14 protein-coding genes and 1 pseudogene are annotated in these 14,404 nt (G+C 71.1%); 6 read left to right on the top strand and 9 right to left on the bottom strand.

From position 1 onward, the window contains the following. Nucleotides 1-3: 3 nt before the first annotated feature. The 6 genes from pstA to O7631_RS02645 form a co-directional block, all read right to left on the bottom strand. Nucleotides 4-1,092, bottom strand: a complete 1,089-nt coding sequence (pstA, locus tag O7631_RS02670) for a phosphate ABC transporter permease PstA (RefSeq protein WP_278142857.1) — start codon at nt 1,090-1,092, stop codon at nt 4-6. Then, nucleotides 1,089-2,180: a phosphate ABC transporter permease subunit PstC gene (gene pstC / locus O7631_RS02665; RefSeq protein ID WP_269682154.1), complete on the bottom strand. Its 1,092-nt coding sequence runs from the start codon at nt 2,178-2,180 to the stop codon at nt 1,089-1,091. Before pstC ends, pstA begins: the two co-directional genes overlap by 4 nt. Before the next feature lie 39 nt (nt 2,181-2,219). Continuing rightward, the gene (pstS, locus tag O7631_RS02660) at nt 2,220-3,326 is read right to left on the bottom strand and encodes a phosphate ABC transporter substrate-binding protein PstS (RefSeq protein ID WP_269682155.1); all 1,107 of its coding nucleotides are present in this window, start codon (nt 3,324-3,326) and stop codon (nt 2,220-2,222) included. Nucleotides 3,327-3,616: 290 nt separating this feature from the next. Continuing rightward, complete coding sequence (mshD, locus tag O7631_RS02655) at nt 3,617-4,543, bottom strand: mycothiol synthase (RefSeq protein WP_278142856.1); 927 nt, start codon at nt 4,541-4,543, stop codon at nt 3,617-3,619. A 61-nt stretch (nt 4,544-4,604) separates the two neighbouring features. Next, nucleotides 4,605-5,471 carry a polysaccharide deacetylase family protein gene (locus O7631_RS02650; RefSeq protein ID WP_278142855.1) on the bottom strand — a complete coding sequence of 289 codons (867 nt, stop codon included), beginning with the start codon at nt 5,469-5,471 and terminating at the stop codon, nt 4,605-4,607. A gap of 273 nt (nt 5,472-5,744) precedes the next feature. Next, complete coding sequence (locus tag O7631_RS02645; protein WP_278147820.1) at nt 5,745-6,464, bottom strand: response regulator transcription factor; 720 nt, start codon at nt 6,462-6,464, stop codon at nt 5,745-5,747. A 242-nt stretch (nt 6,465-6,706) separates the two neighbouring features. Here O7631_RS02645 and O7631_RS02640 point away from each other — a divergent pair, with 242 nt between their 5' ends. The 6 genes and pseudogenes from O7631_RS02640 to O7631_RS02615 all read left to right on the top strand — a co-directional run bounded on the left by O7631_RS02640 (nt 6,707) and on the right by O7631_RS02615 (nt 11,506). Beyond that, on the top strand, nt 6,707-7,753 hold the full coding sequence (locus O7631_RS02640) for a hypothetical protein (RefSeq protein ID WP_278142854.1): 1,047 nt from the start codon (nt 6,707-6,709) through the stop codon (nt 7,751-7,753). 104 nt (nt 7,754-7,857) lie between these two features. Beyond that, complete coding sequence (locus O7631_RS02635) at nt 7,858-8,646, top strand: DUF2993 domain-containing protein (RefSeq protein ID WP_278142853.1); 789 nt, start codon at nt 7,858-7,860, stop codon at nt 8,644-8,646. Between the two features lie 377 nt (nt 8,647-9,023). Beyond that, nucleotides 9,024-9,872, top strand: coding sequence for a sulfurtransferase (locus O7631_RS02630; protein ID WP_145778729.1), 849 nt, complete (start codon nt 9,024-9,026; stop codon nt 9,870-9,872). 2 nt (nt 9,873-9,874) lie between these two features. Next, on the top strand, nt 9,875-10,195 hold the full coding sequence (locus tag O7631_RS02625) for a DUF1416 domain-containing protein (protein ID WP_088987414.1): 321 nt from the start codon (nt 9,875-9,877) through the stop codon (nt 10,193-10,195). A gap of 208 nt (nt 10,196-10,403) precedes the next feature. After that, a pseudogene (locus O7631_RS02620) lies at nt 10,404-10,526 on the top strand (transcriptional regulator); the annotation flags it as partial. A 113-nt stretch (nt 10,527-10,639) separates the two neighbouring features. After that, the gene (locus O7631_RS02615; protein ID WP_278142852.1) at nt 10,640-11,506 is read left to right on the top strand and encodes a hypothetical protein; all 867 of its coding nucleotides are present in this window, start codon (nt 10,640-10,642) and stop codon (nt 11,504-11,506) included. A 19-nt stretch (nt 11,507-11,525) separates the two neighbouring features. Here O7631_RS02615 and O7631_RS02610 read toward each other — a convergent pair whose 3' ends face one another. The 3 genes from O7631_RS02610 to O7631_RS02600 are packed head-to-tail and all read right to left on the bottom strand — an operon-like array spanning nt 11,526 to nt 14,392. Next, nucleotides 11,526-13,580, bottom strand: coding sequence for a glycogen debranching N-terminal domain-containing protein (locus O7631_RS02610; RefSeq protein WP_278142851.1), 2,055 nt, complete (start codon nt 13,578-13,580; stop codon nt 11,526-11,528). After that, nucleotides 13,577-13,957: an SCP2 sterol-binding domain-containing protein gene (locus O7631_RS02605; protein WP_278142850.1), complete on the bottom strand. Its 381-nt coding sequence runs from the start codon at nt 13,955-13,957 to the stop codon at nt 13,577-13,579. Before O7631_RS02605 ends, O7631_RS02610 begins: the two co-directional genes overlap by 4 nt. Before the next feature lie 60 nt (nt 13,958-14,017). After that, on the bottom strand, nt 14,018-14,392 hold the full coding sequence (locus O7631_RS02600; RefSeq protein ID WP_269682163.1) for a DsrE family protein: 375 nt from the start codon (nt 14,390-14,392) through the stop codon (nt 14,018-14,020). Nucleotides 14,393-14,404: the final 12 nt, after the last annotated feature.

The raw sequence follows: 14,404 nt of genomic DNA, 5'->3' as shown, positions 1-14,404 counted from the left end.
GGTTCATCGGCTGAGCCTGTTGCGACGGGCCAGCAACTTCGCCGCGATCGTCAGGATGAGCACGAGGGCGACCAGGGTGAGTGCCGCGGTCCACGCCCGTGCCGGTGCGTACTTCGACGCGTCACCGGCCTGCTGGTAGACGAAGAGGGACAACGACGACTGGTTGTTCTCGAACGGATTGGTGTTGATCGCGGCGCCGCCTCCGGCGACCAGCAGGACCGGCGCGGTCTCGCCGGCCGCGCGGGCGATGGCCAGCATGACGCCGGTGATGATGCCGGGCAGCGCCGTCGGCACCACCACCCGCATGATGGTCTTCCACTTGGGGACGCCGAGCGCGTAGGCGCCCTCGCGCAGTGGCGCCGGGACGAGGCGGAGCATCTCCTCGGTGGACCGGACGATGGTCGGCAGCATGAGCACGCTCAGCGCGAGCGCGGCGGCGAAACCGGAGAAGCTCGGTCGGCCGTCGTTGAACCACGGGGACACGACCAGCACCCAGAAGGCCAGCACGAACAGGCCGGAGACGATCGACGGGATGCCCGTCATCACGTCCACGAAGAACCGGATCGCGAAGGCGAACTTACCCCGGCCGTACTCGACGATGTAGATCGCGCAGAGGACGCCGAGCGGCACGGTGATCAGGGTGGCGATGCCGACCTGCTCCAGCGTGCCGACGATTGCGTGGTAGGCGCCACCGTTGGCGTCGCGGGCCCCGATGTTGTTCATCGAGGTCTGGAAGAAGTTGACGTCCAGCCGATCGGCGCCCTTGCTGACCAGCGTCCAGACCACTGACACGAGGGGCAGCACCGCCAGCACGAAGGCGGAGTGGATCAGCGCGCTCCAGGTGCGGTTACGAGCCGACCGGCGTCCCTCGACCGCGTTGGCCGCGGCGAAGAGTCCGGCCAGGTAGAGGATCGCGCCGAGGGCGACCACGAGGACCGGGCCGCCGACGCCGGTGCCGTAGACGATCGCGGCGGAGAGCGCCAGGGCCGCCACGGCGATGACCGGAGCGGCGTACGCGGGCAGCCGCTTCGCCCGCAGCGACTCCGGCTGAGCCGGCGGGCGGGTGCGGTGGGAGGTGACGGTTGTGGTCATGCGGCCGACTCCGTGAACTCCCGGCGGCGGTAGATGATCGCCCGCGCCGTGATGTTGACGATCAGCGTGATGGTGAACAGCACCAGGCCGGAGGCGATGAGCGCGCCACGGCCGGTCTCGTTCGCCTCGCCGAACGCGTTGGCGATGTTGGCGGCGATGGTGTTGCCACCGTTCTGGATCAGGTTGAACGAGATGCCGAAGGTGATGCCGAGGGTCAGTGCCAGGGCGATGGTCTCGCCCAGGGCCCGACCGAGGCCGAGCATCACCGCGGCGATGATGCCGGGGCGACCGTAGGGGAGGACCGCGGTGCGGAGCATCTCCCACCGGGTGGCGCCCAGGGCGAGGGCGGCCTCCTCGTTGGCGGTCGGCGTCTGGAGGAACACCTCGCGGGAGAGCGAGGTGATGATCGGCAGCACCATGATGGCGAGCACCAGGGCACCCAGCATGATCGACTTACCGAAGGGCCCGTCACCGCCGAAGATCGGGATCCAGCCGAAGTACTCGTTCAGCCAGACCGAGAAGTCGCGGACCGGGTTGATGAAGATGTCCCGCCCCCAGAGGCCGAAGACCACGCTCGGTACGGCGGCGAGCAGGTCGATCAGGAAGCCGAGTGCGGTGCCCAGCCGGCGGGGCGCGTAGTGCGAGAGGTAGAGCGCGATGCCCAGCGCCACCGGCACTGCCATGAGCAGCGCCAGCGCCGCGCTGAGGACGGTGCCGAAGGCGAGGGTGCCGATGCCGAACTTCGGCTCTGTCTCGTTGGGGGACCAGCCCTCGTAGGTCCAGAAGTTCTCGGTGTTGGCGCGCAGGGCCGGCACCGCCTTGGCGATCAGGAAGATCGCGATGGCGGCGATGATGACCAGAACCGCGGTGCCGGCGGCCATTGTGAGACCGCGGAAGGCCCGCTCGGCACCGAACTTGCGGCTGCGCGGCAGCGCGCCGCCGCCGCCCAGCCCGGTGCCGCCCGGGGAACGGGTGCTGACTGGTGCCTCGGCCACACGCGCCGAGGCACCGGCGGGCCACTCGTGACTCTGGGTCACGCGCGTCCCGCCGGTGCCGGCGTCGGCCGAGCGGTGAGGGGTTTCACCCATCTGCTCGCTCGATTCGGTTGCGGAGGTGGTGGGTTCGGGTCAGGAGAGGTTCTTGACCGCGGTCTCGACCTTGGTGCGGACCGTCTCCGGCAGCGGGGCGTAGCCCAGGTCGGTCAGCGAGTTCTGGCCCTCGGCGCTGGCGGCGTAGCCCAGCAGACCCTTGACCAGTGCGAGCTTGTCGGCCGCGAGGCCCTTGCTGCAGACGATCTCGTACGTCGCCAGGACGATCGGGTAGGCCCCGGCCTCCTTGGTGTTGTAGTCGATCTTCAGCTTGAGGTCGTCGCCCTGGCCCTCGATCGCGGCACCGGCGATGGTCTTGCCGGCTGCCTCGGCGGTCAGCGCGGCGAACTCGCCGGCACCGTTACCGATCTTGGCCATCTTCAGGCCGGCGTTCTCGGCGAACGACCACTCCATGTAGCCGATGGAGCCGTCGGCGCCCTTGACCGAGCTGGCCACTCCGTCCGAGCCCTTGGCGCCGGTGCCGCCCGGGGCCTTCCACGCCTTGGCCTTGCCCAGGGTCCAGTCCGCCTCGGCGGTCTTGGAGAGGTAGTTGGTGAAGTTGTCAGTGGTGCCCGACTCGTCCGAGCGGTGGACGGTCTGGATGGTGGTCGACGGGAGCTTGGCGTCCGGGTTGTCGGCCTTGATCGCCGCGTCGTCCCACTTGGTGACCTTGCCGGCGAAGATCTTCGCCAGGGTGGCCGGCTTGAGCTGGAGGTTGTCCACGCCGCTGACGTTGTAGGCGACGGCCACCGGGCCGATCACCATCGGCAGGTGGATGGCCTTGCCACCGGCGCACTTGGCGTCGGCCTGCGGCTGCTCCTCCGGCTTGAGGGCGGAGTCGGAGCCGGCGAAGTCGGCGGTCCCGGCGATGAACGCCTGGATGCCCGCACCCGAGCCGGTCGGCTCGTAGTTGATCGTGGTGCCCTGGCACTTCTGCTGGTACGCCTTGATCCATTCGGCCATGGCGTTCTTCTGCGCCGACGAGCCTTGGGCGTTCACCGTGCCGGTAGCGCAGTCGACCGCGGCGGCCGAGCCCGAGGCGCTCGCGCCGGAGGCGGGCTCGTTGTTGTCCGAGCCGCATGCGCTGAGACCGAGCGTCGCGGCAAGAGCGAGGCCGGCAATAGCGCCGTACCGCTGGAGCTTCACCTGAGGGGTTTCCCTTCGCGTCTGACTTGGCGCCCCGATCCCGGGGCCCGAGGACCGGCATTGACCGGCTGACACGAAAGTTAGAAGTGCCAGGTAGCCGGTTCGCCGGTCGCAAGTGAACGCAAGGTGAACACGTACGGCCGTCGAGGTGACCGCTCGCTGAGGGTGAGTTGTCCGTTAAGTGAACCCGGGTACACCTGTCGGATGTATGGGTATATTTCCGGTTCGCTGTTATGTCGCCGACGCCCGGCCGTTATCCAGCGGTGACCCGGCCGGGACGACGGCGGCGCTCAGCCCAGGTGGTAGTTGATGTGCGCGGACCATCGGGCGAAGCCCATCCGCTCGTAGAGCGCGACGGCTCCGGCGTTCGAGTCGTCCACGTAGAGCATCACCCGGTCGAGGCCGCGCCTGTCCCGCAGGTACGCCAGCCCGGCCGTGGTCAGCGCCCGGCCCAATCCGCCACCGTGCGCGGTCGGCTCCACCCCCAGCACGTACACCTCGCCGATCCGGGCCGTGCCCGGCCGCTCGTGCACCTTGGTCCAGTGGAAACCGAGCAGCCGACCGGTCCCGGTTTCCTCGGCTAGCAGGAAGCCGTCCGGGTCGAACCACGGTTCGGTCAGCCGGACCCGCAGGTCGTCCGAGGTCCAGCGCCCCTGCTCGGGGTGCTCGGCGAAGGCGCGCGCGTTGAGAGTCAGCCACGCCGCGTCGTCCGCCCCGGGCCGGAACGCGCGCAGCGCCACCCCGTCGGGCAGGCGCGGCTCGCCGAGCGGGGCGGCCAGGGACCGGCGCAGCTGCCACAGCACCCGTGCCCGGGTGAAGCCGAGGTCGACGCCGAGCGCCGCAGCCGAGGGGTGGTCGCCGTGCGCCCACGCCCGCAACGGCCCGGTGGCCGACGCGAGGACACCTCGGGCCAACGCGCGACCGGTGCCCCGCCGCCGGTACGCGGGGTGCACCACCAGTTCGACGCCGATTCCGCCGACCGGATCGGTGGTGTCCAGGTGCGCGTACCCGGTCAGGGTGCCGTCGTCGGCGCGGGCGATCAGGTGCAGGGCCGGGGCGTCCGGGTCGCGCAGTCGGAGCAGGACGTGCTCGTCGAGCGGGTTCGCGCCGTCGGCGTCAGCCGCGGTGCTGGCCAGGGCCAACACGTCGGCGACCTCCCCAGATGCCAGTCGGTCGGTCCGGGTCACCTGGTCGCTGGTCGGCTCCGCGCTGCTCATCCCGTCACCGTATCCGTTGCGTGTCGTGCCGCCCGGACCGTCGCCGCGCAAAGGCCGCGGTTCAGGTCGGTTCGGTGGGTAGTGCCTCCAACTCGAAGCGCGCGGTCAGGTCGGGCAGGATGCGGCGCAGGGCGTCCACCGTGCCCTGCCGGTCGCCGCCGGCGTCGTGCAGCAACACCACCGAGCCCGGCGCGGCCTGGGTCACCACCGTTGCGGTGATCTTGCTGGCGCCCGGCAGGTCCCAGTCCGACGGGTCGACCGACCAGTGCAGCGGGGTCATGCCGAGCTGACGCGCCACCGACACCACCGGGTACGTCCAGGCGCCGCCGGGCTGGCGGTACCAGACGATGGGTGCGTTCGGCACTGCCGCCCGGATCGCGTCGTTGGTGCGCAGCAGGTCGGCGCGGATCGCGTCGGCCGATCGGGCGCCCAGGCCGACGTCGTGGTGCCACGAGTGGTTGCACAGGGTGTGACCCTCGTCGACGATCGCCTGGATCAGGTCGGGATGGTTCTGGGCGTTCTCCCCGACGACGCAGAACGTGGCTCGCACGTCGAATTCGCGCAGCGCGGCGAGGACCTGCGGGGTGTACCGGGGATCCGGCCCGTCGTCGAAGGTCAGCGCGAGCCGGGGGGACCCGGTGGTCTCGTGCGCGCCGAACAGCTTGTCCCCGCCGGCGTCGCGGCCGGAACCGTCCTGGCCGGCCTCGGCGGGGCCGGTGCTGCCGCCGGGGCGCGGCGCGTTGTCCGGGTCGCCGTCGCTGGGCTGGTCGGCGTAGTGCGGCCCGTCGGCGTTCGTGGTGACGTTGGTGGGGTGCCGGGGAGCTGGATCCAGGAGGAGACTGCGGCCCAACGCGTACGCGGAACCGAGCAGGGCCACCAGCACCAGCGTCACGATCCCCGTCGCCTTCGCTGTCGAACCGCCCCGCATCACGGCTTCCGCCCGGCTGGCCGGCCAGGCCGCCCCGTCGCCCCCGTGCTGACTGCGCGCACCGCCACCCCTTTCTCCGGCAAACCCGGCAGTCAGAATAGAACCGCCAAGCTGCATAAAAAGGGCATATGGGAAATCGGTGGCCCGACTTCCGGGTTGGACGCGCAGGGACGCGGGTCTGACGCGCAGGGGTGGCGCGGGTCATACGGGCAGGGGTGGCGCGGGTCATACGGGCAGGGGTGGCGCGGGTCAGACGGGCAGGGGTGGCGCGGGTCAGACGGGCAGGGGTGCGTGCTCCGCCTCGGGCAGCGAACGTGACGGCGGCACGACGAACTTGTAGCCGACCTGGCGGACCGTGCCGATCATCGACTCGTACTCCGAACCGAGCTTGGCGCGCAGTCGCCGGACGTGCACGTCGACAGTGCGGGTGCCACCGAAGTAGTCGTAGCCCCAGACCTCCCGCAGGAGCTGGTCCCGGGTGAACACCCGGCCCGGGTGCTGGGCAAGGAACTTCAGCAGCTCGAACTCCTTGTAGGTGAGGTCGAGCGGACGGCCCTTGAGCTTGGCCGCGTACGTGTCGGGGTCGATCATCAGCTCGCCGGCCCGGATCGAGCCACCGGCGCCCGCCGTCGCGTTGCTCAGACGGCCGACCGCCAACCGCAACCGTGCCTCCACCTCGGCGGGACCGGCCGAGGCGAGGATGACGTCGTCGACGCCCCAGTCGGCGTTCAGTGCGATCAGGCCGGCCTCGGTCACCACCGCGACCAGCGGCACGCCGAGCCCGGTGGCGTGCAGCATCCGGCAGGTCGCGCGGGCCTCGCTCAACTCCGACCGGGCGTCCACCATCACCGCGTCCGGGCTGGGGCCCGCGACCAGGGTGCGTACGTCGCGTGGCGCGGTGCGGACCGAGTGCGGCAGCAGGTCGAGTGCCGGCAGCACAGCCGACGGTTCGCCTGCGCGCGCGGTCACCAGCAACAGGATCTCCACGATCACCTCCGTCCCGGCGGCGCTCGGCCGCACGCGACCAGTCACACCCACGGGGGAGTGCGCTGAGAAATTGCGTGGCCCCGGCGTCGCTGACGGGCGGGTAACGAGGTTGAGCGTAGCGGATCGCCCCGGCCGCGCCCGCAGGCCATTTCCCGTTTGTCTACCTTGCCCCTGATCGTGGCGCAGTTTTTAACGTTGCTGAAACCCGGGACCACCGCCTCCGGCGGTCGGTCTGGCACGATCGGGTCGTGTTTCCCTCCACCTCGCCCGAGGCCGGCCGTGAATCGTGGCCCGCCGAGCCCCAAGTGGGCCCGGCCGCCGCGGCGACCCGCGCGCCGCGTACCGGTCCGGCCACCACCGATGGCGATCGCCGCGAACGGGGTGGGCCCCGCCGGGCCCGTCGCAGCGGTGAGCCGGCCCGCAAATCCGAGGACGAGGTCGACGAGCCGGAAGAGGAGGTCGTACCCCCGGTCGAGGTGCACCGCCAGCTCGCGTTGACCATCGCCGGTTTCGCCGCGCTGCTCGGCGTAGGCCTGGTGCTCGGCGCGCAGACGTCCGGCCCCGGCCACCGACTGCCGTTCACCTTCATCATCTTCGGCGTCCAGTTGCTCTTCGTGCTCGCCTGGACGATGGCCATGCGTCCGCCCGCGCTGCTGGTGGTCGCCGGGGTCAGCGCCGGGGTCGCGGCGCTCGCCGACGTCGCCGCGGTGCAGACCGACATCGCCGGGCTGGCCCCGCTGGGCTACCTGGCCGTCGGTGGGTTCGTCGCGGCGGTGCTCGGCCAGTTGGTCCGCCGGGTCGACCGGGTCCGGGTCACCGACTCCTTCGGCGCGACGCTGCTGATCGTGGTCGGGGTGGTGGCCTTCGGCACCCTGATCGTGCTCAGTCGGATCCCGGCGGGCACCCAGGCGATCACCGTCTGCCTCACGGCCAGTGGCGTCGCCCTGACTGTCGCCCGGCTCACCGACGCCGTACTGCCGTGGCCCCGGTTGGCCCCGCAGGTGCCCCGGGGCGCGGCCGGCGTGGTGGCCGGCGCGATGGTCGGCACGTTGACCAGCGCGCTTCTGGGCAGCTACCTGGTGGCCCCCTTCACGCCGACCCGGGCCGCCGTGATCGGCCTGGTCGCGGCGGTCACCGCCGTGCTCGCCGACCTCGCGGTGGGGTACGCGGAGGCGGGCCGGCTGATGGCCGGGGAGCCGCCCACGATGTGGGTGGCCCGGCACATGCAGGGTCCGCTCGGTGGCTTCGCCCTGGCGGCGCCGGCCGCGTACGCCATGTGCATGCTCTTGCTCTGAGCCACGGTTGAGCCCGGGGCCGGTCGGGTACCTACGGGTGCGCCGCGCTGCGGCACCGGTGTGGACTATCCGTCGCGGCGCGGCGGACGAAGACGGGAGGCGGCGTGGCGGAGGACTATCCGGCGGACGGAGCACGTCCCCGACGGCGCGGCCGCAAACTGCTCGTCGGCCTGATCGTCCTGCTCCTGGTGGTGGGCGGGTTGCTGGTGGTCGCCGACCGGGTGGCGGTCGGGGTGGCCGAGCGGACCATCGCCGACCGGGTCTCTCAGGAGATCGCCAAGCAGGGTGCCCAGGCCGCCAGGCCCGACGTGGAGGTGGCCGGCACTCCGTTCCTCACCCAGGTGCTCGACGGCCGCTACCAGCGGATCACCATCAATCTGCGGGACGTGCGGGCCTCGGTCGAAGGTGACGCCGTGCAGCTGCCGGTGCTGGATGTGACCGCCCGTAACGTACGGGCCTCGCTGGACACCCTGCGCACCGGTCAGGGGGACATCGTCGCGGACACCGTCAACGGCGCCGGCACGATCAGCTACGACAGCCTCGCCGCCCTGCTGAAGCGCCCGGGGCTCAAGCTCGGCGAGCAGAACGGCAAGCTCGCCGTCACCGCGCCCGTCGACATCCTCGGCCAGAAGCTGACCGTCGCCGGCACCGCCGACGTGACCGTCGCCGACAACGGCGCCGTCGCCCTGCGCTTCAACGACCTGGACGCGGCCGGTCTGCCGAACCTGCCGCTGGCCCGCGTTCTGCTGAACAACTACGCCAAGGGCATCTCGGTCGACGTACCCCTGCCTGACCTGCCGTTCCAGCTCACCGTGCGCGAGGTCCGGCCACTGCCCGAAGGCCTGGCGGTCACCGTCGACGCGAAGAACGTGCCGATCAATTCCGTTGGCTGACTCCCCGGTCAGCAGTGTCGTCCACCATCCGGTCGATCCCGGATGGTGGTCGGCTGAGTGGCAGCACGGTCACTGGCTGGTACGCTCCCTGACCATGGGGACCCACCTCACCAAACGGCGCGCGGTCGACCTGTGCCGCGTGGCCACCTGCCTGTGTCGCCCCGTCATCTGACGGCGGGGCTGTCTCCGGCCGCCTGACGGCGGCCACCGGCACAGGGTTCTCGCACCCTCCGGTCATCCCACCGAACGCCCGGCAGCGGCGCCGTCGCACGAACCCGTGATCCGTCCTTCCGCTGGGTCCCGCGCGTGGTGCGACAGTTGAAACCATCGATACTCGCGCGTTGGCTCACCATCCATCCTCACCAGGGAGTGATTCGATGAGTCGCGACACCGCACTCGTTTCGGCCGAGTGGGCCGAGAAGAACCTCGACGCCCCGGGCGTCGTCTTCGTCGAGGTCGACGAGGACACCTCGGCCTACGAGACCGGCCACATCGCCGGTGCCATCAAGATTGACTGGAAGACCGACCTTCAGGACCAGGTCCGCCGGGACTTCGTCAACAAGTCCCAGTTCGAGGCGCTGCTCTCCGAGCGGGGCATCAGCAACGACGACACCGTCATCCTCTACGGCGGCAACAACAACTGGTTCGCCGCGTACGCCTACTGGTACTTCAAGCTCTACGGCCACGGCGACGTGAAGCTGCTCGACGGCGGTCGCAAGAAGTGGGAGCTGGACGCCCGCCCGCTGGTCACCGACTCGGTGACCCGTCCGGCGACGCAGTACGTCGCAAGCGAGCCGGACACTTCCATCCGGGCCTTCCGCGACGAGGTCGTGGCCGCGATCGGCACCAAGAACCTGGTCGACGTGCGTAGCCCCGACGAGTTCGCCGGCCGGCTGCTCGCCCCCGCACACCTGCCGCAGGAGCAGGCGCAGCGGGCCGGTCACATCCCCACCGCGATCAGCGTCCCGTGGTCCAAGGCGGCCAACGAGGACGGCACCTTCCGGTCCGACGACGAGCTGCGCAAGATCTACGGTGACGCGGGGCTCGACGACGGCAAGGAGACGATCGCCTACTGCCGCATCGGCGAGCGCTCCTCGCACACCTGGTTCGTGCTGCAGGAGTTGCTCGGCCACCGCAACGTCAAGAACTACGACGGTTCCTGGACCGAGTACGGCTCGCTGGTCGGCGTGCCGGTTGCCCTCGGTGACGAACCCGGGGAGGCCTGATCATGACGCTGCCCACCGCCGCGGGTTGCGCGGCACCCGACCAGGCCGCGCCGCTGCCGGCCAGCCTGGACCTGGAGAAGGAAACCGTCATCACCGGGATCGTCCGGTCGGCCGAGGACGAGCCGGTGCCGGGCGCGTACGTCCGGCTGCTCGACTCGACCGGTGAGTTCACCGCCGAGGTGGTGACCTCGACCGCCGGCCAGTTCCGGTTCTTCGCCGCGCCGGGTTCCTGGACGCTGCGGGCACTGTCCCGGCACGGCAACGGCGACACCGCCGTCACCGCCGGCCGGGGCGTCAACGAGGTTGCCGTCACCGTCGCCTGACCCACCGCTCTGATCGACCGGGGCCGGTCACCCGCCATGGGTGACCGGCCCCGGTCGATCTCTCGGAGGGATTGGTGACGAGAAGTAATTTCAGTGTCACCCTCGGCTCGGCGGACCAATCACATCAATCGGTATGCGTCACTATCTAGCTGTGGATATCGAGGTTGGCGCGAATGACGGCGGTGCGTCCGGTGACGAGGTCCCGCTCGTGGTCTGCGTGAGCGCGGATGCCGCCGTGGTCGAGCGGGTGCTCCGACGACTCGACGGGACCGGTCAGGTGGTGACCTGCCCGGACCTGGCCGAGTTGCGGGCGATGCTGTTCCCGTCACCGCACGACCCGACGTCGACAGTGCCGCAGGAGCCGTCGCAGCCCGCCTGACCTCGTGGCCGCCGTCCCGTGCCTCCGCTGCTGGCTCGGCGGCGGAGGCGTGACACCATGGCCGGGTGAGCGGTGCTGTCCAGACGGGTTGGGCCCCTTCGGCTGGTCCCGCCGCGCCGGCGCCTGCCCGGCCGTGGCGGCGGTGGCTGCTGGCCGCGACGGCGGCCTGGGCCGTGTTGCTGGCCGTACTCACCTGGACGTCGGTCCGCGACGATCCGCCGACAGTGCGCGAGCAGCGCACCCTGGACCAGGCCGGCCCGGTGGTCGACCGGGCGATCGGCGAGCTGGTCCGTGCGGCGGGGGCGACCAGTCTGCTGGAGCTGGGCCCGGCGAGGGTCGCGGAGGGCTGCCGGGTCACCCCGTTCGCCGACGGGGCGAGGTTGCGACGGGACGTGGGCGTGCTCGCGCCCACCGGCACCGAGCGGACCGTGTTGACCGGGATCGCCGAGCGGCTGCCGACCAGCTGGCGGGCCCGGGTCGGGTCCGAGCTGAACGGCCCGACGCTGTACGCCGACGCCGGGGAGTTCGTGGCCGTCGAGGGGCGGCCGACGGTGGACGGTCAGGTCCGACTGGTCGTCGACACCGGTTGCCGGCCAACCGGCTCCGGTTACACGCCGGCCACGGCCACGGCGACCGGCCCGGAGGCCGCCGCGTTGACTGTGGCGCTGGGGGCGCTCGGTCGGCCGAGCGACGCGACGCCGGAGCGGATCACCGCGCCCTGCCCGGGTGGCGGGTCGGCCCAGACCGTGCGGTCCGCGGGCGGTCCCGGCCCGGCTGCCTCGACGGCCGCGCTCGCCGCGCTGGCCGGCGACGCCCCCCTGCTGGACGAACCTCCGGTGTACGCGTACCGCAGCGGCCCGGTCACGGTGCTGGCCGAACTCGGCCCGGACGACGCCGTTCGGGTGGCCGCCACCGTCGGCTGTCCGGGTTGAGCCGAGCGGCCGGCTCGGTTCAGCTGCCGTCCGGCTGGTCCGTCGGGCCCCGACTGCGGCCCAACGCGTCCACCTTGCCCCACCGGCCGGGGATGTCCAGTAGTTCGACGCGGCCCATCCCCGTGGGCACGGCCGGGTCGATGATCAGATGCTCACCCTGCGGGTCCAACCCCAGCATCACCCGGAGCAGCAGCAGCGGGGTTCCGCTCGACCAGGCCTGCGGACTGCACGCGGTCGGGTACTCCACCGGGTAGTCGGTGAGATCACGGGTGTAGCCGCCGAACGCCTCCGGCAGCCGCCCCTCGAAGTACCGGGACGCCGCCAGCATCGTGTCGCAGATCAGGCCGGCCTCCTCGCGGTAGCCGTACCGCCACAGGCCCCAGGCGATGATCGAGTTGTCGAACGGCCACACGGTGCCCACGTGGTACCCGATCGGGTTGTACCGCCCCTCGTCCTCGGCGAGCGTCCGCACCCCCCACCCGGAGAACAGGCGCGGCCCGAGCAGGTGCTCGACCACCTTGCCGGCGCGGGACTCGTCCACGATGCCGCTCCACAACAGGTGCCCGATGTTCGAGGTCAGCGCGTCCACCTGCCGCCCGTCGGCGTCCAACGCGAGCGCGTAGTACCCGCGGTCGGCGATCCAGAAGTCGCGATCGAACCGTCGCTTGAGATCGGCGGCCTCCCGCTCCAGCCGGTCGGCGTACGCCCCGTCGTTCCAGAAGGTCCGGGCCAGCCGGGCGGCCCGGACCTTCGCGTCGTACGCGTACCCCTGCAACTCGCACGTGGCCCGGGGGAAGCCGGGTATCTGACCGTCGGCGTACGAGATGCCGTCCCAGGAGTCCTTCCAGCACTGGTTCTGCAGACCGGTCTCCGGGTTGCGGGTCTGATACCAGAGGTACCCGGTGCCGAGCAGGTCGCCGTACGTGTCGATCCACTCCAGGGCGGCGCGGACCTGCGGCTCCAGCCGGCGGACCAGCGCGGCGTCGCCGGTCCACCGCTCGTACTCGTCGACCAGGATGACGAACAGTGGTGTCGAGTCGGCCGACCCGTAGTACGGCGAGTGCGGCTGCTCCTCGAAGCCGGCGGTCTCCCCGTACCGCAGCTCGTGGAGGATCTTGCCGGGCTCCTCGTCCCGGAAGTCGTCCACCCGGTGCCCCTGTAGGCCGGCCAGCATCAGGATGGTCGGCGGGACCAGCTCCGGTAGGAACGGCAGCACCTGCAACGACGTGATGATGCTGTCCCTGCCGAACAGGGTCATGAACCAGGGCAGCCCGGCGGCGATCAGTCGTACGCCCAGGGCGATCGACTCGTAGCGCAGTGCGGCCAGGTCGTTGAGGCTGCGCCGGTACGCCCCGGCCAGTGGCTCACAGTCGCAGCCGAGCTTCGGTGCCCGGTCGATCAGCTCCTGCTGCTCGGCCCGGATCGCGTCCGCGCTGCGGCTGCCCCCGTACGGCAGGGTTGCCCGGATGTCCTCGCCGCGTGCCCCGTAGACGACGCTGGACACGTGCAGCCGGGTGGTCCACTTGCTGTTGCGGGCGATCCGGATGCGGAAGGTCAGGCCGCCGGCGTCGACCTGCGCCGGCGCGGTCGTCGTGACAGTCGTCTCCCGGTGGAACGCGTCCCGCCGGTAGGTGAGTCGGAGCTCGTCGTCCGAGACCGCGACGGTGGTCGTGCCCCGCTTCTGGCGGGAGTCCTTGATCTCGAACAGGTCGGCGAAGTCGGCCTCGACGTCGATCCGGACGGTGAACTCGACCTCCGCGCCGGTGTGGTTCAGCACGGTCAGCTCCTCCTCGAAGCTGCCCACTATCGCCCGGCTGCGGATCACCGACGCCTTCGCGTCCAGGTAGTGCGTGGGCTCGCCGGGGGCGAGGAAGAACGTGGTGCGGTACGACTCGGCGTCGTCCATGGAGAGGGCGTGCAGCCGTTGGCCGTCCAGGGTGAGCACCCACTTGGACAGGAACCGGGTGTCGAAGGAGAACAGTCCGGTGGGGAAGTCGTGCGACGGCTCGATGTCCCCCCGACGGTCGCTGACCAGGAAGGTGTTGCCGTCCAGGATGCTGACGAGGTCCCTCACACCGGTCGCCCGACTGCTCTGCGGGCCGTCTCGCGGGGGTCGCGGGTGCCGGGCGGGTTGGGGAAGAACCGGCGGAAGGCGAGGAAGAGGACCACGTTCCCGCTGAACGTGCTCTCGTTGCGCAGCACCGCCGCGACACTCTGGGCCTCACCGCTGATCAGCCGGTCGAAGAGGGCCGCGCTGCTGTACCAGATGGCGTCGGCAGGGCCGCGTTCCCGACTGACCTGAACCGACCCGGGCCGCATGTGTACCAGCCAGTGTTCGGTCTGGTGGTCGCTGCCGAGGTCGATCTGGAGGGTCCCGTCGGTCAGGCCGCCGAGGATGTCAGGGGCACGCGCCGGCAGTGATTCGAAGAACCTCTCCGTCGCCTCGGTCACATCCGAATCGTAGGCAGCCGCCCGAGTTGTCGGGTCGGTATCGGCACTCCGCCCCGGAGCTCAGTAGACCAGTGCCTGCGCGCCCTCGGCCAACGCCTCCTCGACGAAGACGGCGGCGCCCGCGATCCGGACCCCGGGCAGCACGTCGTCCGGGCCGATCTCCCGTCGGGCCGCGCACTGGGTGCAGGCGGTCACCCGACCACTGGTCAGGATGACGTGCAGCAGCTCGGCCAGAGGTGCGGAGTGCGGCAGCTCGAACTGTTGGGCGCGCCCGGGCACCGCGAACCAGGTCGACTCACCGGTCAGCCAGAGCGACACGTCCGCCCCGGCCGCGACGGCCGTCGCGGCGACCGTGAATGCCTGCGCGCACCGCTCCGGGGCGTCCGCCCCCGCGGTGGCCTTGACGACGAGAGTGCGGGCCATGTGGCCCAGCATAGGATGGTCGGG

The organism is Micromonospora sp. WMMD967 (assembly GCF_029626165.1).
In the GTDB taxonomy this organism is placed as follows: Bacteria; Actinomycetota; Actinomycetes; order Mycobacteriales; family Micromonosporaceae; genus Micromonospora; species Micromonospora taraxaci.
Note: the sequence above shows the minus strand (reverse complement) of the source record. Positions and strands in the feature narration are given on the sequence as shown.

Bases quoted from the DNA above. Each gene is read 5' to 3' on its own strand.
- O7631_RS02630 (WP_145778729.1), top strand. From the start codon at position 9,024: ATGAGTCGCGACACCGCACTCGTTTCGGCCGAGTGGGCCGAGAAGAAC.
- O7631_RS02625 (WP_088987414.1), top strand. From the start codon at position 9,875: ATGACGCTGCCCACCGCCGCGGGTTGCGCGGCACCCGACCAGGCCGCG.
- mshD (WP_278142856.1), bottom strand. From the start codon at position 4,543: ATGAGCAGCGCGGAGCCGACCAGCGACCAGGTGACCCGGACCGACCGA.
- pstC (WP_269682154.1), bottom strand. From the start codon at position 2,180: ATGGGTGAAACCCCTCACCGCTCGGCCGACGCCGGCACCGGCGGGACG.
- O7631_RS02650 (WP_278142855.1), bottom strand. From the start codon at position 5,471: ATGCGGGGCGGTTCGACAGCGAAGGCGACGGGGATCGTGACGCTGGTG.
- pstA (WP_278142857.1), bottom strand. From the start codon at position 1,092: ATGACCACAACCGTCACCTCCCACCGCACCCGCCCGCCGGCTCAGCCG.
- O7631_RS02600 (WP_269682163.1), bottom strand. From the start codon at position 14,392: ATGCTGGGCCACATGGCCCGCACTCTCGTCGTCAAGGCCACCGCGGGG.